Here is a 25,046-nt window from a genome sequence, read left to right as displayed (position 1 = left end):
TATATTATATTTTTCTAACTCCGATTCACTACAAAAACCCGGTTTCTAAAACCGGGTTTGTTAATTAAAGTCTAAATTTCCAACTTACTCTGAATATGCATCCATCGGTAAGCATGAACAAACAAAATTCCTATCCCCAAATGCTGCATCAATACGACTGACACTAACCCAAAACTTATTATCCCTTGTCCAAGGCGCTGGATATGCAGCCTCTTCCCTAGTATATGGATGTGTCCATTCCCCGGAAATTAAGCTTTCGGCGGTATGGGGTGCATTCTTCAACAGGTTATCTTGAATATCCATTTTCCCAGCTTCAATTAGGGCAATTTCTGCACGGATGGCAATTAAAGCATCACAAAAACGGTCTAATTCTGCCTTAGATTCGCTTTCTGTGGGTTCCACCATAATTGTACCAGCGACGGGCCAGGATACAGTGGGGGCATGGAAACCATAGTCCATCAAGCGTTTAGCTACGTCGTCGATGTCGATATTGGCGGATTTCTTCAAGGCACGTAAATCTAGGATACATTCGTGTGCCACATACCCGTTACTACCTTTGTAGAGTACAGGGTAATGTCCTTCCAAGCGTTTGGCGATATAGTTGGCGTTGAGAATGGCGATTTTGGTAGCTTCAGTTAAACCGGATGCACCCATCATCACAATATACATCCAGGAAATTACGAGGATGCTGGCGCTACCCCAAGGAGCCGCAGATACTGCGCCGATGGATTTTTCGCTGCCAATTTCAATTACAGGATGTCCAGGAAGAAAAGGTACGAGGTGCGAAGCGACACCAATAGGACCCATGCCGGGACCACCGCCACCGTGGGGAATACAGAAGGTTTTGTGCAGGTTCAAATGGCAGACATCGGCACCAATATCACCAGGACGACATAAACCGACTTGAGCATTCATATTTGCCCCGTCCATGTAAACCTGCCCTCCGTGGCGATGTGCGATCGCGCAAATCTCGGAAATGCCTTCTTCAAATACACCATGTGTTGAAGGATACGTCACCATCAAGGCGGCAAGGTTGTCGCGGTGTTTCTCTGCTTTGGCTTGGAGGTCGCTAATATCGATGTTGCCATCTTTGTCACAGCCTACAGCGACTACTTTCATCCCACACATAACGGCGCTGGCTGGGTTGGTACCATGTGCTGATTCGGGAATTAGGCAGATGTTGCGGTGAGTATCACCTCGTGATTCGTGATACTGTTTAATTACTAAAAGTCCAGTATATTCACCTTGAGATCCGGCATTGGGTTGTAAGGAAATCCCAGCAAATCCGGTAATTTCGGCTAACCATGCCTCCAACTGCTCAAATAATATTTGATACCCTTTGGTTTGAGATTTCGGTGCAAAGGGGTGAATATTCCCAAATTCTGCCCAAGTGACGGGTATCATTTCCGATGTTGCATTGAGTTTCATCGTACAGGAACCCAAGGGAATCATGGATGTAGTTAGGGATAAATCCTTGGTTTCCAGTTTGTGGATGTAACGCAGTAATTCGGTTTCCGAGTGGTAGCGGTTAAAAGTTGGGTGGGTGAGGTAAGGGGTAGTGCGGGAAAGGAGGGGGGAGGGGGGGAAGGAGGGGAGTTGTTTTCCTGGGGCAAAGATTTCCAGTAAGTCGATTAAATCGGCTTCGCTGGTTGTTTCATCTAAGGAAATTCCCACAGCGTTATCGTCGAAAATTCTCAAGTTGATTTTTTTGACTTCGCAAGCTTGGAGAATAGATTCTAAACTCTTGCTTCCTAATTCAACTCGCAATGTATCAAAGAAATTTTCACTTTTAATTCTATAACCGGATTTTTTCAACCCTTCAGCTAAAGTTGTTGTTTTTTGGTGGATATCTTCAGCAATTTGTTTTAATCCTTCAGCCCCATGATATACAGCATACATCCCAGCAATAACTGCTAATAGAACCTGTGCCGTACAAATATTGCTAGTTGCTTTATCTCGACGAATGTGTTGTTCGCGGGTTTGCAAAGCCAACCTTAAAGCTGTTTTTCCTCGCGCATCTTTAGATACACCAACAATTCGTCCTGGTACTTGGCGTTTGTATTCTTCCTTAGTGGCAAAATATGCTGCGTGGGGTCCTCCATAACCCAAGGGAATACCGAAACGCTGTGTACTACCAACAGCAATATCCGCTCCAAATTCACCTGGAGGTTTGAGTAAACACAAACTTAGGGGGTCAGCAGCAACTGTAACTAAAGCACCTGTAACATGTACTTTTTGAGTAAATTCACGGTAATCGTAAATTGTGCCATCACTGGCAGGGTATTGGAGAATTGCCCCAAAGATAGCTGTAGAAAAGTCAAAATCTTGGTGGTTCCCAATGATAATATCAATTCCCAAGGGTCTGGCACGCGTCTGTAACACGTCGATTGTTTGGGGATGGCAATCTTGGGAAACAAAGTAGGCATTTGCTTTATTTTTGCAGACACCGTAACTCATACTCATTGCTTCGGCAGCTGCGGTACCTTCATCAAGTAAGGAAGCATTGGCAATTTCCAACCCAGTTAAATCAATAATCAGGGTTTGAAAATTTAATAAAGCTTCCAATCTTCCCTGGGCAATTTCTGGTTGATAGGGAGTGTAAGCAGTGTACCAACCGGGATTTTCCAGGATATTCCTCAGAATTACCGGGGGAGTAATGCAGTTAGAGTAACCCATCCCAATATAGGAACTATACACTTTGTTCTGGGACGCGATCGCTTTCAACATCCGCAGTGCATTATACTCAGTTTCGGCATCGGGGACATCAAGCGAACTCGTTAACCTAATTGTCTGGGGAACTGTGTCATTAATTAACTGTTCCAAACTGGAAATTCCCAAAACTTCCAGCATTTCTTGAACTGCATCACTGGTGACACCAATATGTCTTTGCTGAAAACTACCGAACTGCTGATTGTCCCTATCTACCATCGGTTCAGGAGTTGACTGAGGGCGAGGAGCGTAACTTACCACAAACTAGTCTCCAAACGTGACTATTTAATATTTTGCAATAAATATATATAAGGTGTGATATTCCCCTACTGAGTTTATGTAATCTTTATGTTGATTTTCCGGATTACTCAGGGTATACCTAATGATCCAAAGGTGTAGGAGTATGTCACAGATGTTCTATCGAAACCTGCTTGTAGTCATTTTATATAGAAGCGCAGGTGGTTTTCTGGCATTCAAATGATTATGCTTTCCAGTCCATTTTTTTGAACTAAATAAAGTAGTTTCAGTGCAGTACCCGTCGGTCGCTTTTGTCCGATTTCCCATTTTTGGACTGTTGATAAACTTGTGTTTAAGATTGCTGCAAACACCGCTTGACTAACTTGTGCTGATTCACGGATTTGCTTGATCTGTTTAGCTTCCAGAGTTTCCATCGGTGGTAAACAGAGTCGGTCAAATTCACGTAATGTAACTTGATCCATCACACCTACCTGATGCAATCCCTTAGCTGTTTCGTGAACAGCTTCAAGAATAGGTGATTTAGTTTTCCTCATGGCAATTTACCCCTATTAATTCGTCTTCTAGCTTTGCTTTTTCGAGATCTTCGTCTGTATAGGAAAGTAATTCAGATGCTAATCTCTTTAAGGCTTCTTGTTCATCTTTATCGATATTACTGCGCTGATTTTTGGGAAAACCAAACACGAAAATCCACCGATTTCCTTTATTGGTAGCGATTAGAGTACGAAAACCGCTACGCTTACCTTGTCCCTCTCGTGCAATTCGCTTTTTAAAAAGCCCACCCCCTAAATCGGCATCATAAAGTCCTGCCATCATTTCATCTACAGCATTACAAAGACTAAGGTCTTGAAGTCCATGTTTGCGTGACCAACGGTCGAACCATCGGGTTTTGTAAACCACCATATTGTAGTTCCTTCTGCTCAGAGTATAGCACTAAGTGCTATGCTGGATCAGACTTAAAGTTTAGCAAGACTTAGTAAGTAGGTGGGTGGGAAAAATTATCGTTGTGGGGAGTCAGTAGTGAGTAGCGAATAGTGAGTAGTGGTCAGGATTTGAGTTTAATTTACACTTTGTTACATAGTTGTGTTTATCTGTGCCGACTTACTTAGAGTTTTATTTTTAGCTAGAAGTAGAAGAAATAATTTTCCATACCTGAGTTAAACTCCTTCGACTTGGTTACTATATTCCCCTGCCGTCATGGCATCATCAATTTCACTAAAGTCATTCACACGCACCTTCATTAACCAACCTTCACCATAGGGATCATCAGCAATTTCTTCCGGTGAATCAATAATTGCATCATTGCGCTCAATCACAGTCCCTGTAATCGGTGCATTCAAATCTTCCACAGCCTTTACCGATTCAATAGAACCAAAGGTATCACCTTTAGCGATCGCATCACCCACATCAGGCAGTTCCACAAAAACAATATCACCCAATTGATCAACTGCAAAAGCACTAATACCAATAGTTGCAATTTCGCCTTCCAAGCGGACATACTCATGAGTATCTAAGTATCTCAAATCTTCGGGATATTCAAAAGTCATTTTCAACGATTCCTTAGCAGATGATTTTTAATTAAGTGAGTTGGGATAAAAGCTGGAAAAGCTTTGCGGCTACTAGCTATTAGTAACATACCAGGGGGGATAAAATGCAAACACTGGCTTGAGAGAAACATCAGAAGATAAGTTAATCAAGCTTTGGCAGCACGATAAAAAGGGCGCTTAACTACGTTTGCTGGATATAATTTACCGCGAATTTCCACTTCTAATTGCTGTCCGACAGTTGCGATTTTGCTGGGAACATAAGCTAAAGCTACCGGATAACCAAGTGTCGGGGATAAAGTCCCACTAGTTATTTCCCCCACAATATTCCCCTCAAATAAAACTGGATAGCCATGACGAGCAATATTACGCCCCTGCATTTGTAATCCTACCAAGCGACGGGATACACCTTCAGCTTTTTGTCGTTCTAATATTTCCCGTCCAATAAAATCACCTTTACTATCCAAATGCACCAACCAACCCAAACCAGCTTCTAAAGGTGTAGTAGTATCATCAATATCTTGCCCATAAAGTGACATTGCCGCTTCCAAACGCAAAGTATCCCTAGCACCCAATCCGCAGGGTTTCACACCAGCTTTCAGCAGACTTTGCCACAATTGTAAACCTGTTTCTGAATCCACCATCACCTCAAATCCATCTTCCCCTGTATAACCAGTTCGTGCCAAGAAACCTGGTTTTCCCAATACAGTTGCATCCAAATGTCCAAAAGCTTTCACAGGTGCCAAATCCTCTTGCACAAACTGTTGGAGATATCCAGTTGCTTTTGGTCCTTGAACAGCAATTAAAATCTTTTCAGTTGACAAATCTTGAAAATCTATCTGAGTGCGATCTAAATTCTCCCACAACCAAGCCTTATCCTTCCCAGTAGTGGCAGCATTGACAATCAACACACCCCGCTGCACCCCAGAATCTTCCCCTTGGTAATAAAAAATAACATCATCAATAATTCCACCTTGGGGATTCAGCAAAACACTATACTGAGCTTGACCAGGTTGTAAACGCTGTAAATCTGATGGTACCAGCCTTTGTAACTGCTCCACCAAATTTTTTCCCCGCAAAATAAACTTACCCATATGGGAAATATCAAACATCCCCGCAGTATTCCTCACAGCTTCATGCTCAGTAGTTATACCGCTAAACTGCACAGCCATATCCCAACCTCCAAAACCCGTAAACCTAGCTTTTAGTTCTTTAGCAAGGGGATACAGAGGAGTTCGCAGTAAATCTTGAGTCGTTTCCGATTGATTAGCCACAGGTAAATTTACGATATTGAGTCAACATCTTTATATACTAAAAGATGAATTCATCAACTAACACAGAATCAGAGAAAAACTAAACCTTATCTAGCTTGAAAACTTTAGCAACCCAACATAGTTAAGTTAATTAGGAAGTGCGATCGCATTCTCCGACAAACTCCATAAATCGCATTTTCAAACAAACCTAGTAAAAAACCCATTTGTTACCAGAAAGCGAACGACTTTCGTCGCGCAAGCTTCGCACTTTCCGACCAACCCTACAAAACACAGCTTTCATTGCAAGAGATCGCACTTCCACTCAAACCCAGTAAAAAACCTCATCTGTCATTGCGACGAAGGAAGCAATCTCAACATCTTAAACACAAACGAGTCAAAGGATCGCTTCATTTCGCTACACTCGCAATGACGGAAGTTAAAAATCACCCCTCACTTCCTTGCTGCTGTGTGCGTAAATATTCCAGGTTCCCCCGAATAGTCACCGTATTGGGATGATTTGCACCCAAAACCCGTTCTGCAATCTTCAAAGCTTGGATGTAAAGTGGTTCTGCTGCTTCGTACCTTCCCTGGGAATAGTAGAGTGTAGCTAAATTGTTCAAACTGGTTGCAACGTCGGGATGATTTTCTCCCAGTAGCTGTTTATATAACTCCAAAGCTTGGAGGTACATAGGTTCTGCTTGTTCGTACCTTCCCTGGGATTTGTAGAGTGCTGCTAAATTGTTCAAACTGCTTGCAACGTCGGGATGATTTTCTCCCAAGCGGGATTTGACTGCGGATACGCATCCTTCATACCAAGGTGCTGCTAATCCATATAAACCCTGTCCATTGTAAAACCAAGCTAAACCAGTAAAAGCCCAAAATAGATTTTCGTCACTGACTGCATCGGTTAAATTTTCTGCAACTTCTGTGAGGTGGGGAATGGCTGTTTTAACTGAGTTAATAAATTCTAAAGTTGGTGTATAGGGAATTGTTTGAGCAATTTCTATAAAAGTATTAGTAAATGCTTGCTTGATTGCGTTTTTTTCCCCGTCTGCGGTTAATTTATCTTTCAAAAATTCCCTAATTAAGGGATGAATTTTATAACCATATAAATCATCTGCTTCTAAACATTGCACTAAATGACGTTGGTAAAGTTGCTCAATTGCTTTCTCCACATCCGACTCATCCCAGTTGAGGGATTTCGCTGTGGATTCTACCCATTCCCATACAAAAATATCTGCTGCAAATAAACTCAATAACCCGGCTATTTTTTGTGTTTCTGGATTCAATTCCACCCAGCTTAATTCAAATGCAGCTAAAACTCCCCGTTGTGCGGTACTCAATCCCTTTTTTTGGGGATTAATCGCTTCCTGTTCCAGTCGCTGCTGTTGCAACAATTCCAGCATTTTCCCTAACGTGAAATGGGGCGGTTTTTTCTTGATGTACCGTCCCACTAATTCGATTCCTAACGGCAAATATCCCAACCATTTACATAATTCTTGAGCATCTGCGTCATTGCGACGTAAGGAAGCAATCTCAGTATCTTTCACTTCCAACGAGTCATTGAGATTACGTCGTTCATCCTTGGAATGGCGGGATGGTTTATTGACTCGCTTTTCCCCCAGGATATTTATTAATAGCTGTAATCCTTCCTCCTCTGACAACACATCGAGAGGAATTTCCTCAACATTCGCGTCAATATCACGCAATCTCGTTGTCAGCAAAATCCGGAAGCGATGATTTGAGGGTATCAACTCATCAAACCCCTGCAAATTCGTCACATCATCCAAAACTACCAACACCAAACCTTCTGTTGGTTGCCAATTTTGCCAACACCAAGCTACTTGTTGAACCAGGGTCAAATTATTCCCTTGAAAATCATGCTGAGGAACTTCTAAACCCATTTGTAGCTGCACAAATTGAATAATTTCCGCAGCTATATTTGCATCTCTAGCACTTAACCAAAAAACTCCACCAGGATACGCATCTGCATGTTCCCTAGCATATTTTATCGCCAATTCTGTTTTACCAACTCCACCCATTCCTGCCACCGCAGAAATAGCAACGGTGTTATTTTGTGCGTGTAACTTTTCGTGAATTGTTGTTAGCTCGTTACTGCGTCCAACAAAATGACGAATACCGGAATAGGGAATATACTTGACAGCAGTCGCAGGTTTTTGGGGAGCTTGGTGATTGATATTAATAGTATCAGCATTGTAAACATTACTATTATTAGCTTCAGTTTGCCAACCTTTGGCGTTATCTTTATTTTCTTGCTTCATGACACCAAATAACCATTAAGAATTTGGTGATGATTGATTGACGGTTATATCTCCGATATAAGCTGTTCCCCCATCAACTTTTGTTTGCCAACCTTTGGCGTTATCTTGGTTAATCTGGGTCATACTACTATTATCTTGCTTCTGACCGGCTTTGATCTCTTTTGCGATCGCTCTAATTTCTTCTGCAAAGTCTGGTTGTTCGTGCATTAATACTTGTAGGTAAGCAGCGACTGTATCTAAATCAGTCTTTGAACCTTTCTCTGCTGCTCTCAATGCTGTCTCTACTTTGACATTACCGCGAAACTTGTCCCAGATTTTCTTTCGTAACTCGTCCATTTGAACAAGCGCTGATTCGGTAAATTTCTCGATTGTTTTCTCGAAGATTTTTGTAAAAGCTAAAGTGACGATGACGCTAGCGGTTAATGCTTCCATAAAATGCTACACCAAGCAAAGACAACTGTATCTATGATACTTACTGGTTACTAAAGATTCGGGAAATCATTCTTTATAATGTATCCGGATCAGTATCTAATTTACGTAATTTTACGATTAATGTTCACTCGAAACAAGCACAAAATCAACAACCTAACCCCCAACGTTGGGGAGAAAATCAAAGCTCTCTGCTAGGAGGAGAGAGCTTTGGAGAGAGGTCTATTTGTGGTTCATTTACCTGAAAATTCCTGTAACTGGTGGGTTATGACGCTATGAATATTTTCCCTTAGTAATGATATCCGCTCATACATCTTTTCTGGAATGCCGCAAGGCTATACAACTTCTACTTAACTCATCTGACTTATTAAGGGACTTCCAGAAAATAAACTATTCCATTGGAAATAATGATAATCATTTTAAAGGGGGATGAAGGGGCTGCCGACGGCAGCCCCTTCATCCCCCTTTTGTAGTAATTTGAATAATGACTGAGTTTTTGAGTGTAGCAACTGGTGACTATAGTATTAACTGATTCTCTGAAAAAGTTGTTCATTGAAACTGCATCTCAATTAAAAGGTGCAGAAAAGCGTAGATTTATGGCTTCGACAGTTCAAAGCTTAGGTTTAGGAGGGCAAAGACTTGCACAATCAGAATTAGGATGGAATCGAGACACAATTCGCAAAGGAACAAGAGAATTAAAAAGCGGTATTGCTTGTGTTGATAACATGAGTGGCAAAGGACGTTACAAAGCAGAAGAACATCTGCCAAATCTTTTAGAAGATAATCAAAAAAATAGTTGACTTCTATAGTCAAACCGATCCGAGTTTTAAAAGTCAAAGACTATATACTAGACTCAGTGCAGCCGAAGTTAGAAAGCAATTAATCGAAAAGTCTGGTTATAGTGATGAAAAGTTACATACATCAGAAACAATTCGAGTCAAATTAAATAATTTAGGTTATAAGCTCAGAAGGGTAAAGAAAGTTCAGCCTCAAAAAAATCCCACAAACTGATGCAATCTTTGAGCAATTAGATGTAGTAAATAAAGATGCAGATGAAGATAAGAGTGTTTTACGTCTAAGCATGGACGGAAAAGCCTGTGTTAAGATCGGCTCATTTGACCGAGGGGGTAAAAGCCGGGATGGGGTGAAAGCATCAGACCATGATTATAATCCGAAAACAACTGTAACTCCTTATGGAATATTTCTTCCAGAGCTTGACGAGTTATTTTTGTACTTTACAGAATCGAAAGTTACAAGTGATTTTATCGTTGATATTCTAGAAGATTTTTGGTCTTGTGAAAAGCATCGTTTTTCTGAAGTTAAAACACTACTTCTGAATCAAGATAATGGTCCGCAGAATAGTTCGCGGCGTACCCAATTTATGAAACGTATAGTAGAGTTTGCTCACAAACGTCAAGTAAATATACGTTTAGCTTATTATCCTCCCTATCATAGTAAATACAATCCAATAGAAAGGACATGGGCAGTACTAGAAAATCATTGGAATGGGAGTATTTTAGATGAACTAGAAACGGCTTTAAATTTTGCTAGCACTATGAAATGGAACGGGAAACATCCAGTCGTTAAGCTAGTACACGAAACTTATGAGAATGGGGTAAAGCTTACAAAAAAAGCTATGGCTCAAATCGAAAAACAGATTGAGCGGCTAACCGATTCTAATCATGAAGTTTTCCCAAATTTAGGTAATTGGTTTATTGATATTTGTTGTAGTAAAACAAACGTGATTTCATTTTAATAGCAACATTTATTTAGCGGCAAAATATCCCTTATTTACACTGTTTAACTTCAAATAACAAGTGTATAGACTCTTATGCATAAATGAGGGGGAGAAAAGGGCTTGCCGACGGCAAACCCTTTTCTCCCCCTCAAAATGATTATCATTCTTTAAATCAACCTGTCTTTTCCTTTTTTTGGAATAATTTATTCTTTGGAAGTCCCTTAACTCATCAGACTTAAAATTTCATCATCAGTAGAAAAATCAATCTCCTTGTTACTCCTACCTGAAACCAGAAAATCATTCTCAAACGAATCCTTCAACCCAGATATCAAATCATACTGTGGTTGCCAACCCAACTCAGTCATCGCTTTATTTACCGAAGCGAAGAAATGCTGAACCCGCATTGGAAAAGCCTTACGTTTGCCAAAATCAAACTTCTTCGGATCATAGTGAACAATTTGGATATCCTCCGGCGCTTTCCCGGCTGCCACAGCACAAGCACGCGCCAAACCATCAAAAGTAACAAAACGGTTGTCAGAGACATTGTAGACTTGTCTGACGGCGCTAGAATTGCCTAAGACGCGACACATTGTTTGAGCTAGATCCTGAACATGACCAAACTGAGTAATATGCATCCCGTTTCCGGGAATCGGAATTGGACGATTGCGAACAATTCGATCAAAAAACCAAGCTTCCAAATCGTTATAGTTTTGGGGACCATAGATGTAGGTGGGACGAATTGATGTAAAAGGTATATCTTGTTGCATCAAAAAACTCTCAGTCTCGTGTTTTCCCTTATGACGGCTTTTCGGATCTACAGCATCTTCCTCATAGTGAGGCATTTGATCCGATTTGAGGTATACACCTGCCGAACTCATGTAAACAAAATGTTGCACACTGTCTTGAAAAATTTCTGCTAATGGTTGAGTATCAGTAAGTTCTCGCCCATTATTATCAAAAACAGCATCGAATTTTTCATTAGCCAACGCAGCTTTAAGGCTTTCTGAGTTTGTGCGATCGCCTTTGATCTGTCTGACACCTTCTACAGGAACCGGACGATTCCCCCGATTGAACAATACCACCTCATGCCCCTGCTCCACCAACAATTTTGTCAGGTAAACACCAATAAAACGAGTTCCACCCATCACTAGAATTTGCATAAATTCCCAATCCCCAATATCTTCCTTTTTGAGGTTATCAGCTAGTGGTACCCCTCTGGAACCTCCCCCTAGAGAATTACGTCTTTATATTTACCCATGGGGGATTTCCTATTCGTTTATAAATGTGGGAAACTTTCTGTTAATCCCATTGTTTACTCATTTTATTTCCTACCTACCCCCAAAGTTAACTGTGCCTTTGAAATATGCTCTAGTGCATGAATGGCTTACCCCAAAAGCAACAGGTGGTTCAGAACTCGTAGTCCGCGAAATTCTGAACCATGTGGACGCGGATTTATATGCTTTGATTGATTTTGAATCTACTAATCCCCAAAGCTACCTATACAAACGCTCTATTGGCACAAGTTTTCTTCAGTCTTTCCCCCAAGCGCGCAATGGTATTCAAAAATATCTGCCACTTTTGCCCCTTGCCATCGAACAGCTAGACTTACGCGAATACGAGATTATTCTCTCCTCATCCCATGCTGTTGCCAAAGGGGTGCTCACAACTCCAGATCAGCTACATATCTGTTATTCCCACAGCCCTATGCGTTATGCCTGGGACTTGACATTTGATTACTTGAATGCTAGCAAACTAGGCTCCGGAATTCCGGGAATTGCAACACGCTATATTTTGCATCGTCTACGCCAATGGGATGTAGTCAGTGCAAATCGCGTTGATCACTTCATTGCAAATTCCCACCATACAGCCCGGAGAATTTGGCGCTGTTACCGTCGTGAAGCAAAGGTAATATATCCGCCTGTAAATGTCGAAAATTTCCCATTTTCTGAGCAAAAGGAGGATTTTTACCTGATTGTTTCCCGGTTAGTGAGTTACAAACAAGTATCTTTAATCGTTAGCGCTTTCAATCAACTGCAAAAACCTTTAGTAGTTATCGGCACAGGACCCGATATGGCAAAGATACGTAAAATCGCCCGTTCCAATATACAACTACTAGGGTGGCAACCAGACGATGTGTTAAAAAAATATATGACTGCTGCTAAAGCATTTGTATACACAGCTTGTGAAGATTTTGGCATTGCCTTAGTGGAAGCTCAAGCTTGTGGGACACCAGTTATTGCCTACGGTGCTGGTGGTGCTACAGAAACTGTACGGGATATTCGTGATTCACCAACGAATACAGGAACAGGAATTTTGTTTAATGCTCAAACTGAAGCTGCTTTAATTGAAGCAGTGGAAACTTTTGAATATTACCAAAAAAAGTTCGATTCTGAGTATATGCGATCGCACGCTGCTCAATTTGCGCCGCAAGTCTTTGCCAAACGCTATCTTGAGTTTCTGACAGCGTGTCAAGAAAAAAGCTCTTTACCCAAACTTAAAGTATAGTTCGCAAAGCTTTTGGCAATTTATCCCCAGAAGCACCTCCGAAAAGCTTTAAGATTGGGACTATGTGTGGTGTGGATTATTAAGGAGTATGATGACTGCCCAGAGTTCACTCCTCTCCGGCAAACGAAACCAAAGACAAACTAAGAGCGTATCTGCGCGTACTTACTTAAGACGTATTCAGATCAAAAAAACGCTCCTAGCTAAAACCAGAGTTTCACCCCACGAGGGTATCAACGGAGAGTTTAGCAAGCGGATATTCGATATCGCTTTTTCCCTATTCGTTCTGATCGTTTTTTCCCCCATCTATTTGCTGTTAGCTGCGCTAATTGCTTTTAGTTCTGATGGACCAATTTTTTATGTCCAAGAACGGGTAGGTCAAAATTATCAACTGTTTAATTGTATAAAATTCCGCACAATGGTGTGCAATGCTGACGAAATACTCGGAGAGATGATGGAAAATTCACCCCATCTCAAGCAGGAATTTGAATCCAGTTTTAAATTGAAACAAGATCCTCGAATCACTCCTATCGGTAATTTCTTACGAATTACTAGTTTAGATGAATTTCCCCAGTTTTGGAATGTCTTAAAAGGTGATATGAGTGTTGTTGGTCCTCGTCCTTTGGTAGAAGAAGAACTTCCAAAATACGGGTGTCATATTGACAAAATACTCACCATTAAGCCTGGAATTACAGGACTGTGGCAAGTCTCTGGACGAAATGATATCCCCTACCCCCGTCGAGTTCAAATTGACCTTCATTATGCCAAGTTTCGTACTCTCTGGCTTGATTTATGGATCATTTTGAAGACAGTAGGGGTCGTGATTATGACTAAAGATAATGGTGCTTATTAACAACTTACAAGTTAAGTGAGAGTGAATAATTAACAGTGATTAGTTAGGGCAAAAGCCCTAACAATTTTTTCGTGAGAAATATCACACCATCACTGTGAAGATGCTCATTTTTACTTGTCAATTTTCCTCCTAAAAAATAAATTATAACTTTGCCTATTCCTTCCTATTGGGTCATAAGAAACGTTCTGGGGAAGGAAGGCTTCGGACTGGGTTTGAATCCTCGTCCAAAACATTCTGTTGTCTTTCCCCTCTTCAGATTTGCCTTTTTAACCATATTTTTAACTGAAAATTATAAATTTTAGGTAAAAAAGCTGAGTCAAATATAAAGTTTTGATGAACTTATTTGTAAAGATTCGGAAAACACTTGCTAGTAGTGGTTAGTCTTATCTGGTGGCTAAAAATAGTTAGTGGGCAATCTCAGTAAATTAACTGAGACACAATTGAATATCTAAGTAAAAACTAGTGAGTTTTACATTGGGAAATCACAGAAAAGTTTGCTAAGTTGTAGCAAATTGTAACTGTTTATTTCATCAGCACCGAATCTTACATAAAGGATATTTGAGCATGACGCAACAAAAGCGAGCGCTAATTACTGGTATTACAGGTCAAGACGGTTCATATCTCAGCGAATTTTTGCTAGAGAAAGGATACGAAGTTCACGGTATAATTCGCCGCACCTCCACATTTAACACAGACCGCATCGATCATATTTATGAAGATCCTCACCGGGAAGGAGCGCGCTTATATCTTCATTATGGAGACTTGACCGACGGTACCACACTGCGCCGCATCCTTGAAGAAGTTAAACCAATTGAAATATATAACTTAGGCGCTCAATCCCACGTTAGAGTTAGTTTTGACTCACCAGAATATACAGCGGATTCCGTGGGAATGGGTACTTTACGCTTATTAGAAGCGATTCGTGACTACCAACAACGAACTGGTGTAAAAGTACGCTTCTATCAAGCTGGTTCTTCGGAAATGTACGGTTTAGTACAAGCAGTTCCCCAAAGCGAAACAACTCCATTCTATCCCCGTAGCCCTTACGCTTGTGCAAAGGTTTATGCTCACTGGCAAACTGTAAACTATCGTGAATCTTACGATATGTTTGCTTGTAATGGTATTTTATTTAACCATGAATCTCCTCGACGTGGAGAAACTTTTGTGACTCGTAAAATTACCATGGCTGTGGCTCGAATCATGGCAGGTAAGCAAAGAAAATTGTTCATGGGTAATCTGGACTCAAAACGTGACTGGGGTTACGCAAAAGATTACGTCCGGGCAATGTGGGCAATGCTACAGCAAGAAAAGCCTGATGATTATGTAATTTCTACCAACGAAACTCACACTGTACGTGAATTTTTGGACTTAGCATTTGGTTATGTCAATCTAGATTGGCAAGAATTTGTTGAGTTTGATGAGCGCTATTTACGTCCTTCAGAAGTAGATTTATTAATTGGTGATTCCACCAAAGCGCGGACAACTCTGGATTGGGAACCATCGGTGACATTTGAACAACTTGTGGCATTGATGGTTGAAGCTGATTTAAATGCATTGGGTTTAACTTCCCCCAACGGCAAACTCATGGAAGTGGTTAAAGATAATGCCATGGTGCGTCAAGAGTTGGGAGTGCTTCATTTCTAAAACTGGAAATTAGTTTTCCTACATGGTGAGATGAGTACAGATCCCCGACTTCTTCAAGAAGCCGGGGATCTAAAATGATGAAACACCTACTATTTCTTTGTGAAGTTGCAGTGAGTGTAAGGTATCTTCACAAAGAATTGCTATGAAAATCGCATAATTTGTCAACTGATGATGAGTGATACAGGAATATGACAGCTTTGGAACTAAAAAACAAACGTATTCTCGTGACTGGTGGTGCTGGCTTTTTGGGCAAGCAAGTGATAGATCAGTTGTGCAAAGCTGGTGCAGAAAAAGATAAAATTACCGTAGTGCGATCGCGTGATTGTGATTTGCGCCAAATGGAAGCTTGTAAGCGTGCATCTGATCAACAGGATGTTATTATCCACCTGGCAGCACACGTAGGCGGAATTGGTCTCAATCAACAAAAACCCGCCGAGTTATTCTACGATAACCTGATGATGGGGACACAACTAATTCACGCAGCTTATGAAGCTGGGGTGGAAAAGTTTGTTTGCGTTGGTACCATTTGTGCATATCCCAAGTTTACCCCGGTACCATTCAAAGAAGATGACATTTGGAATGGCTACCCAGAAGAAACTAATGCACCCTATGGTGTAGCCAAAAAGGCTTTACTAGTTCAGTTACAAGCTTATCGACAGCAGTATGGGTTTAATGGGATTTATTTGTTACCAGTAAATCTTTACGGACCTGAAGACAACTTCGATCCTAGCAGTTCCCATGTTATCCCAGCCTTGATTCGTAAGGTTCAAGAAGCCCAAGCCAGAGGAGATAAAGAGCTTCCAGTTTGGGGTGATGGTAGCCCAACTCGTGAGTTTTTATACTCAGAAGATGCCGCTAGAGGTATCGTCATGGGAGCTCAATCATATAATGATTCCGAACCTGTCAACTTGGGTACAGGTTATGAAATCTCCATCAAAGACTTAATTACAACCATTTGTAAGTTAATGGAATTTGAAGGTGAAATAGTTTGGCAAACCGATAAACCCAACGGACAACCCCGACGCTGTTTGGATACTGAACGGGCAAAACAAGCTTTTGGTTTTACTGCTCAGGTTGGATTTGAAGAGGGATTAAAAAATACGATTGATTGGTGGCGCAAAAACGCTAATTAAGTCGCTTATTTCTAGAGACTTAAGGGAAAGATAACTCTTTCCCTTTTTTGGTGTGGTTCGCTTTTCACTTTCCCCCATTATTTGTATCTCATCATCTCTCCGATAGAGTTTCTGCCGTTTCAGCTAATACCAATTTGAAAAAACAATGTGACAGATAGATATTTGTAGAGACGTAGCACTGCTACGTCTCTACCGTTGGATATGTTGCAATCATTATTTGAATTGGTGTAAGTAAGCCGGCAGAAATAAACAGGACTATGTTACAAAATGTAAATTGGCTTTAAACCCTTATCCCCACTGCCTACTGCCTTGCCCTAATTACAATTTTCAACCCCGACCTACTTAAATCGGTTTGCAAATCACTGGAAATCCAAACAAAAAACCGGCAGTCTTTAAAAAAGACTGTCGGCGATTTAATGTGTTCCCTATTAATGACTCGGCTAGAGTTCAGTTAATAATTATTATTCCAGGATGAACATATAAGGTAGAGGATCTCAATCATCCGTGATTGTGATTGTTATCACAACGACTGTGTGGCTGATTCTAAATTACTTCTCTATTTGCCTTAGACTAGGCAGGCTTTGTCCGTGTGGCGATACCCTAGGAGGGTATCGTGTTGGTTTTGATCAAAAACTGCTGTACTATATGGTTTGGTAGCTTTTTGGCTTATACCGATTCAAATAATCATTGCGATATATCTGATGCCGGGAACTTAGCATTGCTAAGTCCCTACCAAGCATCTTTTTCATTGTTTTGTTAACAATGTTTAGGCACAAAAAAACACAGGTATACCGAAAATACACCTGCATCATTGCAATTCTGCGATAACCAAAATTTTAATTTAACCAAACTTGCCGCTAACGTATTCTTTAGTTGCTTGTTGCTGCGGATCTTGGAAAATTTGCTCTGTGCGTTCGTACTCAACAAGATAGCCTGTACGACCACCTCTTTCTCCTGTTTGAACATTGAAGAAGGCTGTCATATCAGATACTCGTGAAGCCTGCTGCATGTTGTGGGTAACAATAACAATAGTATATTCTTCCTTTAACTCATGAATTAACTCTTCAACTCGCAATGTAGAAATGGGGTCAAGTGCAGAACAAGGTTCATCCATGAGAATTACATCTGGCTGAGTGGCAACTGCACGGGCAATACATAAACGTTGTTGTTGTCCTCCAGATAATGAATTACCACTTTGACGGAGTTTATCTTTAACTTCATCCCATAATGCAGCTTGTTTGAGACTACGCTCAACTAGCTGATCCATATCACCTTTATAGCCATTAATTTTCGCGCCAAAGGCAATATTGTCATAAATTGACTTAGGAAAAGGATTCGGACGCTGAAATACCATACCGATGCGTCTGCGGACTTCTACCGGATCGATATGAGATGCATATAAATTTTCACCATAGTAGAAAACTTTGCCTTCGGCTCGGAAACTGTCAACCAAGTCATTGAGGCGATTATAGCAGCGCAATAAGGTACTTTTACCGCATCCAGAAGGACCAATAAAGGCTGTAACCTTGTTTTTGGGAATATCCATCCAAACGTCACGCACAGCCAAAAAATTACCGTAATAAACGTTTAATCCTTCTGTACGTAAAACTGTTTCTGTATCGTTAACGGTGCGAATGTTAGTAGCCATAAATTAATGTGTTTTACCGAGTATTTAGCCGGGGTTGTTTTTTTTGTAGGGGATTGTTGCAGATTGTCAGAGATTATTAGAAGTTGTGGGAAATTATTGGAAATTCAATTAACGGGATACGCGGCTTGCTGCTAAACGCGCGATAATACTTGTAACTAAAACCATCAGTACTAAAATTAGTGATGCAGCCCAAGCTAGAGATTGCCAATTTTTAAATGGAGAAATCGCAAAGTTGTAAACCAGAACTGCTAAGGTAGCAGTTGGTTGGAACGGGCTATTTGACCAGAATTGGGAGAATAAAGCTGTAAAGAGAATGGGAGCAGTTTCACCTGCTGCACGAGCAATGGAGAGAGTAGCACCTGTAACAATGGCAGGAAGTGCCGCAGGTAAGACAACTTGGGCAACAGTCTGAAAGTTGGTGGCACCAATTCCCAAGGCTGCTTGACGCAAATCGTTAGGTACCAATTGCAGTGCTTCGTCGGAGGTGCGGACAATAATGGGTAACATTAAGATTGCCAGCGCCACACCACCTGCGAATGCTGAGTAGCTTTTGGTTGTAGCCACTACAATCCCGTAAGCGAATACACCAGCAATAATTGAAGGCACACCATTTAATACGTTAGTGGCAAAGCGAATGTTACGTGCAAGTCGAGGTTTGCTGAATTCAGTTACATAAATAGCTGCCATGACACCGAAAGGGACGCTAATTGCGGTAGCAATACCTACAGTCATCAAGGTACCAACAATAGCATTACCGAAGCCACCTCCCTTGACTAAGGGAGGTGGTGGCAATTGGGTAAATATTTCCAGATTCAGGTTACTAAAACCTTGAATTAAAACATAGGAAAGAAGAGCTATTAAAGGTATTAGTGATAAGGCTCCACAAAGAAATGCGATCGCACTCATCACAGAACTAAATAATGTCCGAGGTGAAGCAGGAGATCGGGTGAGACTACCACGCATAAGATCACCCGAAGCTTCTTGAGAATAATTTGATGCCATATACTATCTTACTCACCCTATTTCTATATTCGCTTGACTCGCATCACAATCACCTCTGCCAAAACATTGACCACCAAAGTGATGACAAATAACACCAGTGCTGCATACATTAAAGCCCCTACCTGCAATCCACTAGCCTCACCAAACTGATTTGCCAGTAAAGACGAAATTGTATTGGCAGGTGCAAACAATGAAACTTGGATATTATTGGAGTTACCAATCAGCATTGTGACAGCCATTGTCTCCCCCATTGCTCTACCCAATGCCAACATAATCGCGCTAACAATACCGGAAAAAGCAGCAGGAATAATAACTTGAAAGATGGTTTCCCAGCGAGTTGCCCCTAAACCAACAGCAGCTTGACGCAAACTTGCTGGTACCGAAATCAAAGCATCACGGGATATAGCGGTAATAATCGGTAATGTCATAATTGCTAAAACAATCCCAGCTGCCATCATTCCTGGACCTGTGGGAGGAGTAGCAAATATTGGTAAAAAACCTAGTTTCTCATGCAGGAATTTTCCAATCGGGGTAATAATCGGTACTAAAACAAATATTCCCCAAATCCCATAGATCACACTAGGAATTGCAGCTAAGAGTTCTACTAAAAATACCAAAACAGTGCGAACTTGTATCGGTAAAAGGTTTTCGCTTAGTAGGATTGCAGTGCCAATACCAATGGGAACCGATATCATCAAGCCAATCACGGAACTTACAATAGTTCCATAAATTTGAGGTAGAACACCGTAATCGCTCTTAACTGGATTCCAAGTGCTTTTACCCAGAAAACCTAATCCAAATTGCTGAATAGCGGGTAAAGCTTGAATGGCGACTTGAACAGTAATCCACAATAATATACCTGCGATCGCTAATGCGAAAAAACGGGTCAACCAGATAAAACCTCTATCTACCGATTTTTCCAGTTGTGAACGTGGTTGAACCGATGACTGTCGATTTGGGATTGCTGTACTCATAAAGTTGATCTAAAGCAAGTTGATAATATGTCTGACGACATTTTCGGAACATATATTTGGAGATTTATCCACACATGGCAAAAGACAGCAAAAACTATCTCATCTCACATACCTAACACTTTTTGTCTTCGGAAACCTTAGCCTTGATTAGGAGAAAATCTCACTTCAGAACTTCCAATTCACAGTTGGAAATAATTTTATACAAATTATTGACAAAATTCGCCACAGATATTAATTAACAAGGAATTCAATGATTTATTTTAAAACTCAGCACCAATATCTGCTTCCATTTTTATTTGCTCTTACATCGGAAAATTATCTCTTTTCCTACCTATGATCTTAACCTGACAAAGACAAGTCGTAACTAGTTTTAAAGTATTTAGTTTTAGCTTCTCACTTATTTCACAAACCTGTATAAGGTTAAATTTTCAGCTTAGATATCTTTGTGGTTCAAAATCTATCATATTTTGACCACAAAGATCCTCTCACTACGACCATTCAATCTCGAATTACCGCTATTTTCCAGCAGTACTGGTGTTTCCAGTTCCAGTTACAGCAATTTTATAATCGGGGCTAATTTGGTCAGCAGCAGCCGCAACTTTCGCAACCACATTTGCTGGCAGAGGAACATACCCTAACTCTGGCGACACTTTTTGACCTTCAGTTAACCCATATTCGATCATTGCTTCTACAGCTTTAGCTTTGGCTGCATCTGCATACTTTGTGTTAGCCAAGATCCAACTGTAACTAACGATTGGGTAAGATTCTGCACCTTCTGGATCTGAAATAAATGCACGCATATTAGCAGGTAATACTACTGACTCCAGAGTTTTCGATGCCGATTTGTCATCAGGAATGACATACTGACCCGCTTTATTTTCCAAGGCTGCAAAACTAACTTTATTTTGTTTAGCATAACCATACTCAATGTAACCTATGGAACCTTGGGTCTGAGTAATTTGGGCAGTTACGCCTTCATTTCCTTTAGCACCAACACCTGTGGGCCAGTTCACGGTTTTGCCATCACCAACTTTTGATTTCCATTCAGGACTAATAGCACTCATGTGCTTAGTAAATACACCTGTGGTACCGCTACCATCAGAGCGATATACAACTGTAATCGCTTGCTTGGGTAATTTTGCACCCGGATTTAGCTTGGCAATTGCTGCATCATCCCAAGATTTGATTTTACCCAGCAAAATATCAGCATACAAGGCACGAGATAATTTTAATTCTGGAACATCAGGCAAGTTATAAGCCAAGACAATACTGCCTGCTGTCATCGGCAGCAACATTACACCTTTATCCGCTGGGACTTTAGCTATTTCATCGTCCTTCATAGCGACATCGCTAGCACCAAAGTCTACAGTTCCTTTGATAAATTGCTCAACGCCTGCGCCACTACCAACTGATTGATAGTTAACTTGTAAACTAGGAAACTTTTTATTCAAACCTTGAAACCAAGTTTGATACAAGGGTGCAGGGAAGGATGCACCTGCACCGACAAGAGAAACATTACCGCCAAAATCAACTTTGCCAGATGTAGATGCAGCTGCATCTTTAGCACCAGTGGTTGCATCACCAGATGAAGTATTATTTGCTGCTTGTTCGCCACCACCGCAAGCAACTAAGCTTAGAGTTAAAGCGAAAGCTGGGACAGTCCGCATCAGGCTAGCGACATTAATCTTACAGTTACGAAAAAGCATGGGTTGGCTATACCAAGAGAATTTGAAGTTATAGAGCATACAATATCGCGTATAATGGTAAAGCCAGGTAAAGAACAGGTTAAAAGAACTTAAAAATATACTTTATCTAGATAACTATTAATAAATCTTATCATATATCTAGATTTAATTTTATGAAATTTATCAAGGTAAATAAAGCTTGAAACCTATACACAGTAGGCAGAAAGCTCTGTTAGGTAGCTAGGTAAAACCATTAATTCCATGTTTCATATTCATAAACATACTCTCTATTAAAAAATTAAATTTTTACCAACAACGCCTCAAAATATCTTGTTTTATCAGTGAACAGAAGCATTCCTTTTGACCAAAATATAAGTGTTTATACTGTAACAGCAAGACCATGACCAAGTTAATCAGTCATCAAAATTAAATTTTGTTGCCAGATAAATATGCTGTTTTAGTCAGATTAAAGCTTAAAATATGATCTTCTATCTTCAAAGGAAACAGCAAAAAATAAATTATTCCAAATCTATAGCCAGAGGGTATGTCAATCAGACAAATGACTCTTGCTATTGACATACCTGAAAACTGAGTTACAAATCAGAAATGTTGTATTAGAAAATCCTTAGGGAAAGAAGTTCATCATGTCACTATGTTGTGTATGAGTATTTGATCAATGTTGGCTGCATCAAATCAATTACTATGGTCTATGATTGGCTTACTATTGACTATAGGCGGTACTTTTTTACAAGCCTATGTCACCACTCTACCCTGGAGTTGGAGCCAACATGGAATTCAGACTCTTTATGTTGGAGTCACCTATCAAATAGCTGGAGTATTGTTGGTAGGTTGTTTAGGTGGTAAAAATGCTGGTGCCCTTTCTCAGATAGCTTATTTGGTGATGGGCTTAACTATATTACCAGTTTTTTACGATGGTGGTGGTATTAGTTATATTAAATTGTCTCAATTTGGTTATCTTTTAGGGTTTATTCCAGGGGCTTGGATTTGTGGACTATTAGCCTTTAAAGCTAAACCACAGCTTGAAACTCTGACTTTCAGCTGCCTATGCGGCTTATTGACCATCCACATATGTGGCATTATTTATTTGATTATTGGCTATTTTCTCCGATGGAAAGGTACGGAAACTATATCTTTGATGCAGGCAATTATTAATCATTCTTGGTTGCCATTGCCCGGTCAAGCCTCTATAGTTTGTGCAGTTTCTTTAGTCGCATGGTTATTACGACGTATAATGTTTTACTAAGTAAAAAAGGGTAAAGTATATAAATAAAAAACGAAATTGTCTATATATTAAGAAAGATAAGCTGTTCCACATCTAGTTTACGTAGTGTGACAGGCAAGAATGCTCATCCCACAAGAGTTTAATCTTTTTGGATAATACAATTTGAATGTGTTTTAGCTTATCGCGGCGAGCATCCCGTTTTCGCAAAATCTAATAATTTTCCATATATAGGAATACGATTTGATTATTGTTGGCGTAGCCTGTGCTTTGCACTTAAAAATTTAAGTATATGTAGGATGTCTTATGGCTTTAGCCTAACGCAGCAAAATCCGGAAGACTACGTGTGTTTCATAAATCAAATATGAGTCCTATATTTAGATTTTATTATTTCAGCGAAGAATCAAAATTGGGATGCAACCCCATATCGCGTCTGTCTTAACATCCAATGAAAATACAAACTACTGTATAATTAATAGTTGCAAAGATCGAAAGTTTAATTAGTTTTAACATTAAAAAATATTTTAATAGTGACTCTTTACTTCCGATTGTCGATAGTTGACTAATTCACCATGCACTTAAAAAATCGTGACTTCTGGATATGTGCCGTTACTACTTTTGTGTTAGATCAAATAACTAAATATTGGATTGTCCAGACATTTGAAGTGCAACAAACAGCAGCAATTATACCAGAAATATTTCACTTTACCTACGTCACTAATACAGGTGCAGCTTTCAGTATTTTATCAGGTAAAGTTGAGTGGTTACGCTGGCTATCTCTAGCTGTTAGTATAGCGTTGATCCTACTGGCATGTTTGGGTCCAACACTGAGACGTTGGGAAGAGCTAGGCTATGGTTTTATACTTGGTGGAGCGATGGGAAATGGAATTGATCGATTTATCCGAGGTTACGTTGTCGATTTTTTAGATTTTAAACTGATCGACTTTCCAGTGTTCAATTTTGCAGATATTTTTATTAACGTAGGAATTATTTGTTTGCTGATTAGTAGCTTTCAAAAAACACCAACATCTAAACACAAGTCACATTAAGTTAAAAATTAGTAATTTTATTTTTCGTTTCCAAACGGAAGAGACTATATTTTGAGACAGTCTCCGGTGGTATATTACGAGGGGTTAGCTATGAGCTATTTACGGCGGGGAGGATATCAAGAAAATATTGATAAATAAATGTTTGATAGTTATTTCGCAGATCCTACTTATATGAACGTGAGAGCAGGAAAAACCTACCCTCACAAAATCACAAACTGCTTGCGGTTAAACTAATACAGCTTGACGGAAATAAGCAGACCTTTTAAAAGCATTTTGCAGCTTTACTTATTCATTCCACCTGCGGGTGCTAGTTCCGAACCAGAATTAGGAAGTGTACTTGGTGCAGGGGAATTTACATTAGGTTCAACTGTAGTATCAGGTGTAACCGAATTGTTGGATGGAGTCACACTATCAGGTGTGTCAGTGCTAGGAACTGGTGTAATTTTGTTGGTATCACCATCAGAGGAACCTGATGGGGGAGTCATGGGTGTGATACCACTACCGGGAGTTGGGGAAACTTCTGGTGCTGGGGAAGTGCTTCCGTCGGGAGTACCTGTACTTGGAAGTGGGGTAATTTTTTCAGGAGAAGCTGTTCCCTCTGGGGGAGTCATAGGTGCGACACCACTATCGGGGGTTGTGGGAACTTCGGGTGCAGAAGATGGAGGAACAGCTTCAGGTGCTGGTGCTTCTGGTGGTGGAGCAATTTGAGTACCACTATCGGAAGGAGCTACGGTTGGTGTGCTGCTATCACCTGATACTGGTGTAACTGCTGTACCACCTGGACAACGGGAGTTTAGGGGGAAATTTTTGCATAAAATTTCCATGACATCTGGTGCTAGTTCTTTTTCTTGAGGGGAACTTTTGGTTTCTTTACTTACTTGCAACTCAGGAAATTTTGTTGATTGAGCAACAGCAATATTAGAAGACAATGCCAAAGTTAATGCAGTTCCAATCAGAGTAAAATATTTTCCCTTCATAATCAAACCTCAACACCTGAACACAATAATTGCCCATTAAATCAAAGAACAGTGCTGAGAAAATCTGCCTAAATGGGGATGTATATTGCTGGAAAAAATGCATCTGTTTTGAAATTCAGTAAATATAAG

General features: G+C 40.3%; 19 protein-coding genes and 1 pseudogene. 7 read left to right on the top strand and 13 right to left on the bottom strand.

What is annotated here, in order from left to right:
• Positions 1–84: 84 nt before the first annotated feature.
• The 7 genes from gcvP to CAL6303_RS16080 all read right to left on the bottom strand — a co-directional run bounded on the left by gcvP (position 85) and on the right by CAL6303_RS16080 (position 8,475).
• Positions 85–2,970 (bottom strand): aminomethyl-transferring glycine dehydrogenase, encoded by a 2,886-nt coding sequence (gcvP, locus tag CAL6303_RS16110; protein WP_015198875.1) that lies wholly within the window; start codon positions 2,968–2,970, stop codon positions 85–87.
• Positions 2,971–3,182: 212 nt separating this feature from the next.
• The gene (locus CAL6303_RS16105; protein ID WP_015198874.1) at positions 3,183–3,500 is read right to left on the bottom strand and encodes a helix-turn-helix domain-containing protein; all 318 of its coding nucleotides are present in this window, start codon (positions 3,498–3,500) and stop codon (positions 3,183–3,185) included.
• Positions 3,487–3,867 (bottom strand): type II toxin-antitoxin system RelE/ParE family toxin, encoded by a 381-nt coding sequence (locus CAL6303_RS16100; protein WP_015198873.1) that lies wholly within the window; start codon positions 3,865–3,867, stop codon positions 3,487–3,489. Before CAL6303_RS16100 ends, CAL6303_RS16105 begins: the two co-directional genes overlap by 14 nt.
• A 254-nt stretch (positions 3,868–4,121) precedes the next feature.
• Positions 4,122–4,511, bottom strand: a complete 390-nt coding sequence (gene gcvH / locus CAL6303_RS16095; RefSeq protein ID WP_015198872.1) for a glycine cleavage system protein GcvH — start codon at positions 4,509–4,511, stop codon at positions 4,122–4,124.
• 146 nt (positions 4,512–4,657) lie between these two features.
• Positions 4,658–5,782: a glycine cleavage system aminomethyltransferase GcvT gene (gene gcvT, locus CAL6303_RS16090; protein ID WP_015198871.1), complete on the bottom strand. Its 1,125-nt coding sequence runs from the start codon at positions 5,780–5,782 to the stop codon at positions 4,658–4,660.
• Between the two features lie 422 nt (positions 5,783–6,204).
• Positions 6,205–8,043 carry a tetratricopeptide repeat protein gene (locus tag CAL6303_RS16085; RefSeq protein ID WP_015198870.1) on the bottom strand — a complete coding sequence of 613 codons (1,839 nt, stop codon included), beginning with the start codon at positions 8,041–8,043 and terminating at the stop codon, positions 6,205–6,207.
• 15 nt (positions 8,044–8,058) lie between these two features.
• Positions 8,059–8,475: a hypothetical protein gene (locus CAL6303_RS16080; RefSeq protein ID WP_015198869.1), complete on the bottom strand. Its 417-nt coding sequence runs from the start codon at positions 8,473–8,475 to the stop codon at positions 8,059–8,061.
• Between the two features lie 515 nt (positions 8,476–8,990).
• Here CAL6303_RS16080 and CAL6303_RS29360 point away from each other — a divergent pair.
• A pseudogene (locus CAL6303_RS29360) lies at positions 8,991–10,228 on the top strand (ISAzo13 family transposase).
• A 203-nt stretch (positions 10,229–10,431) separates the two neighbouring features.
• Here the strand turns inward: CAL6303_RS29360 and CAL6303_RS16065 are convergent.
• A complete protein-coding gene (locus CAL6303_RS16065; RefSeq protein WP_015198868.1) occupies positions 10,432–11,370 on the bottom strand; it encodes an NAD-dependent epimerase/dehydratase family protein in 939 nt (312 codons plus the stop codon).
• Positions 11,371–11,560: 190 nt separating this feature from the next.
• Here CAL6303_RS16065 and CAL6303_RS16060 point away from each other — a divergent pair, with 190 nt between their 5' ends.
• From CAL6303_RS16060 to CAL6303_RS16045, 4 genes are all read left to right on the top strand, one after another.
• Complete coding sequence (locus CAL6303_RS16060) at positions 11,561–12,715, top strand: glycosyltransferase (protein WP_015198867.1); 1,155 nt, start codon at positions 11,561–11,563, stop codon at positions 12,713–12,715.
• A 91-nt stretch (positions 12,716–12,806) separates the two neighbouring features.
• Positions 12,807–13,565, top strand: coding sequence for a sugar transferase (locus tag CAL6303_RS16055; RefSeq protein ID WP_015198866.1), 759 nt, complete (start codon positions 12,807–12,809; stop codon positions 13,563–13,565).
• A 564-nt stretch (positions 13,566–14,129) separates the two neighbouring features.
• Positions 14,130–15,209 (top strand): GDP-mannose 4,6-dehydratase, encoded by a 1,080-nt coding sequence (gene gmd, locus CAL6303_RS16050; protein ID WP_015198865.1) that lies wholly within the window; start codon positions 14,130–14,132, stop codon positions 15,207–15,209.
• A gap of 188 nt (positions 15,210–15,397) precedes the next feature.
• Positions 15,398–16,342 carry a GDP-L-fucose synthase family protein gene (locus tag CAL6303_RS16045; protein WP_015198864.1) on the top strand — a complete coding sequence of 315 codons (945 nt, stop codon included), beginning with the start codon at positions 15,398–15,400 and terminating at the stop codon, positions 16,340–16,342.
• Positions 16,343–17,183: 841 nt separating this feature from the next.
• Here the strand turns inward: CAL6303_RS16045 and pstB are convergent.
• From pstB to pstS, 4 genes are all read right to left on the bottom strand, one after another.
• Positions 17,184–17,990, bottom strand: coding sequence for a phosphate ABC transporter ATP-binding protein PstB (gene pstB / locus CAL6303_RS16040; protein WP_015198863.1), 807 nt, complete (start codon positions 17,988–17,990; stop codon positions 17,184–17,186).
• A 108-nt stretch (positions 17,991–18,098) separates the two neighbouring features.
• A complete protein-coding gene (gene pstA / locus CAL6303_RS16035; RefSeq protein WP_015198862.1) occupies positions 18,099–18,992 on the bottom strand; it encodes a phosphate ABC transporter permease PstA in 894 nt (297 codons plus the stop codon).
• A gap of 23 nt (positions 18,993–19,015) precedes the next feature.
• Positions 19,016–19,966 carry a phosphate ABC transporter permease subunit PstC gene (pstC, locus tag CAL6303_RS16030; protein ID WP_015198861.1) on the bottom strand — a complete coding sequence of 317 codons (951 nt, stop codon included), beginning with the start codon at positions 19,964–19,966 and terminating at the stop codon, positions 19,016–19,018.
• A 515-nt stretch (positions 19,967–20,481) separates the two neighbouring features.
• Positions 20,482–21,672, bottom strand: a complete 1,191-nt coding sequence (gene pstS, locus CAL6303_RS16025) for a phosphate ABC transporter substrate-binding protein PstS (RefSeq protein ID WP_015198860.1) — start codon at positions 21,670–21,672, stop codon at positions 20,482–20,484.
• Positions 21,673–22,327: 655 nt separating this feature from the next.
• On the opposite strand from pstS, the gene CAL6303_RS16020 reads away from it, so the two are divergent.
• The gene (locus CAL6303_RS16020; RefSeq protein WP_015198859.1) at positions 22,328–22,915 is read left to right on the top strand and encodes a biotin transporter BioY; all 588 of its coding nucleotides are present in this window, start codon (positions 22,328–22,330) and stop codon (positions 22,913–22,915) included.
• Between the two features lie 548 nt (positions 22,916–23,463).
• Positions 23,464–23,940 (top strand): signal peptidase II, encoded by a 477-nt coding sequence (lspA, locus tag CAL6303_RS16015; protein WP_015198858.1) that lies wholly within the window; start codon positions 23,464–23,466, stop codon positions 23,938–23,940.
• A gap of 281 nt (positions 23,941–24,221) precedes the next feature.
• Here the strand turns inward: lspA and CAL6303_RS16010 are convergent, their stop codons facing one another.
• Positions 24,222–24,917, bottom strand: coding sequence for a hypothetical protein (locus CAL6303_RS16010; protein WP_015198857.1), 696 nt, complete (start codon positions 24,915–24,917; stop codon positions 24,222–24,224).
• Positions 24,918–25,046 lie beyond the last annotated feature (129 nt).

Source organism: Calothrix sp. PCC 6303 (assembly GCF_000317435.1).
Classification (GTDB): Bacteria; Cyanobacteriota; Cyanobacteriia; order Cyanobacteriales; family Nostocaceae; genus PCC-6303.
The sequence above is the reverse complement of the archived record's forward strand: the minus strand, read 5'-3'. Positions and strand labels throughout refer to the sequence as shown.

Excerpts from the sequence above, each read along its gene's own strand:
- pstB (WP_015198863.1), bottom strand. The coding sequence starts at position 17,990 with ATGGCTACTAACATTCGCACCGTTAACGATACAGAAACAGTTTTACGT.
- CAL6303_RS16065 (WP_015198868.1), bottom strand. The coding sequence starts at position 11,370 with ATGCAAATTCTAGTGATGGGTGGAACTCGTTTTATTGGTGTTTACCTG.
- CAL6303_RS16105 (WP_015198874.1), bottom strand. The coding sequence starts at position 3,500 with ATGAGGAAAACTAAATCACCTATTCTTGAAGCTGTTCACGAAACAGCT.
- pstS (WP_015198860.1), bottom strand. The coding sequence starts at position 21,672 with ATGCTTTTTCGTAACTGTAAGATTAATGTCGCTAGCCTGATGCGGACT.
- pstC (WP_015198861.1), bottom strand. The coding sequence starts at position 19,966 with ATGAGTACAGCAATCCCAAATCGACAGTCATCGGTTCAACCACGTTCA.
- lspA (WP_015198858.1), top strand. The coding sequence starts at position 23,464 with ATGCACTTAAAAAATCGTGACTTCTGGATATGTGCCGTTACTACTTTT.
- gmd (WP_015198865.1), top strand. The coding sequence starts at position 14,130 with ATGACGCAACAAAAGCGAGCGCTAATTACTGGTATTACAGGTCAAGAC.
- CAL6303_RS16020 (WP_015198859.1), top strand. The coding sequence starts at position 22,328 with ATGTTGGCTGCATCAAATCAATTACTATGGTCTATGATTGGCTTACTA.
- CAL6303_RS16085 (WP_015198870.1), bottom strand. The coding sequence starts at position 8,043 with ATGAAGCAAGAAAATAAAGATAACGCCAAAGGTTGGCAAACTGAAGCT.
- CAL6303_RS16080 (WP_015198869.1), bottom strand. The coding sequence starts at position 8,475 with ATGGAAGCATTAACCGCTAGCGTCATCGTCACTTTAGCTTTTACAAAA.
- CAL6303_RS16100 (WP_015198873.1), bottom strand. The coding sequence starts at position 3,867 with ATGGTGGTTTACAAAACCCGATGGTTCGACCGTTGGTCACGCAAACAT.
- gcvH (WP_015198872.1), bottom strand. The coding sequence starts at position 4,511 with ATGACTTTTGAATATCCCGAAGATTTGAGATACTTAGATACTCATGAG.
- CAL6303_RS16010 (WP_015198857.1), bottom strand. The coding sequence starts at position 24,917 with ATGAAGGGAAAATATTTTACTCTGATTGGAACTGCATTAACTTTGGCA.
- CAL6303_RS16055 (WP_015198866.1), top strand. The coding sequence starts at position 12,807 with ATGACTGCCCAGAGTTCACTCCTCTCCGGCAAACGAAACCAAAGACAA.
- CAL6303_RS16045 (WP_015198864.1), top strand. The coding sequence starts at position 15,398 with ATGACAGCTTTGGAACTAAAAAACAAACGTATTCTCGTGACTGGTGGT.
- pstA (WP_015198862.1), bottom strand. The coding sequence starts at position 18,992 with ATGGCATCAAATTATTCTCAAGAAGCTTCGGGTGATCTTATGCGTGGT.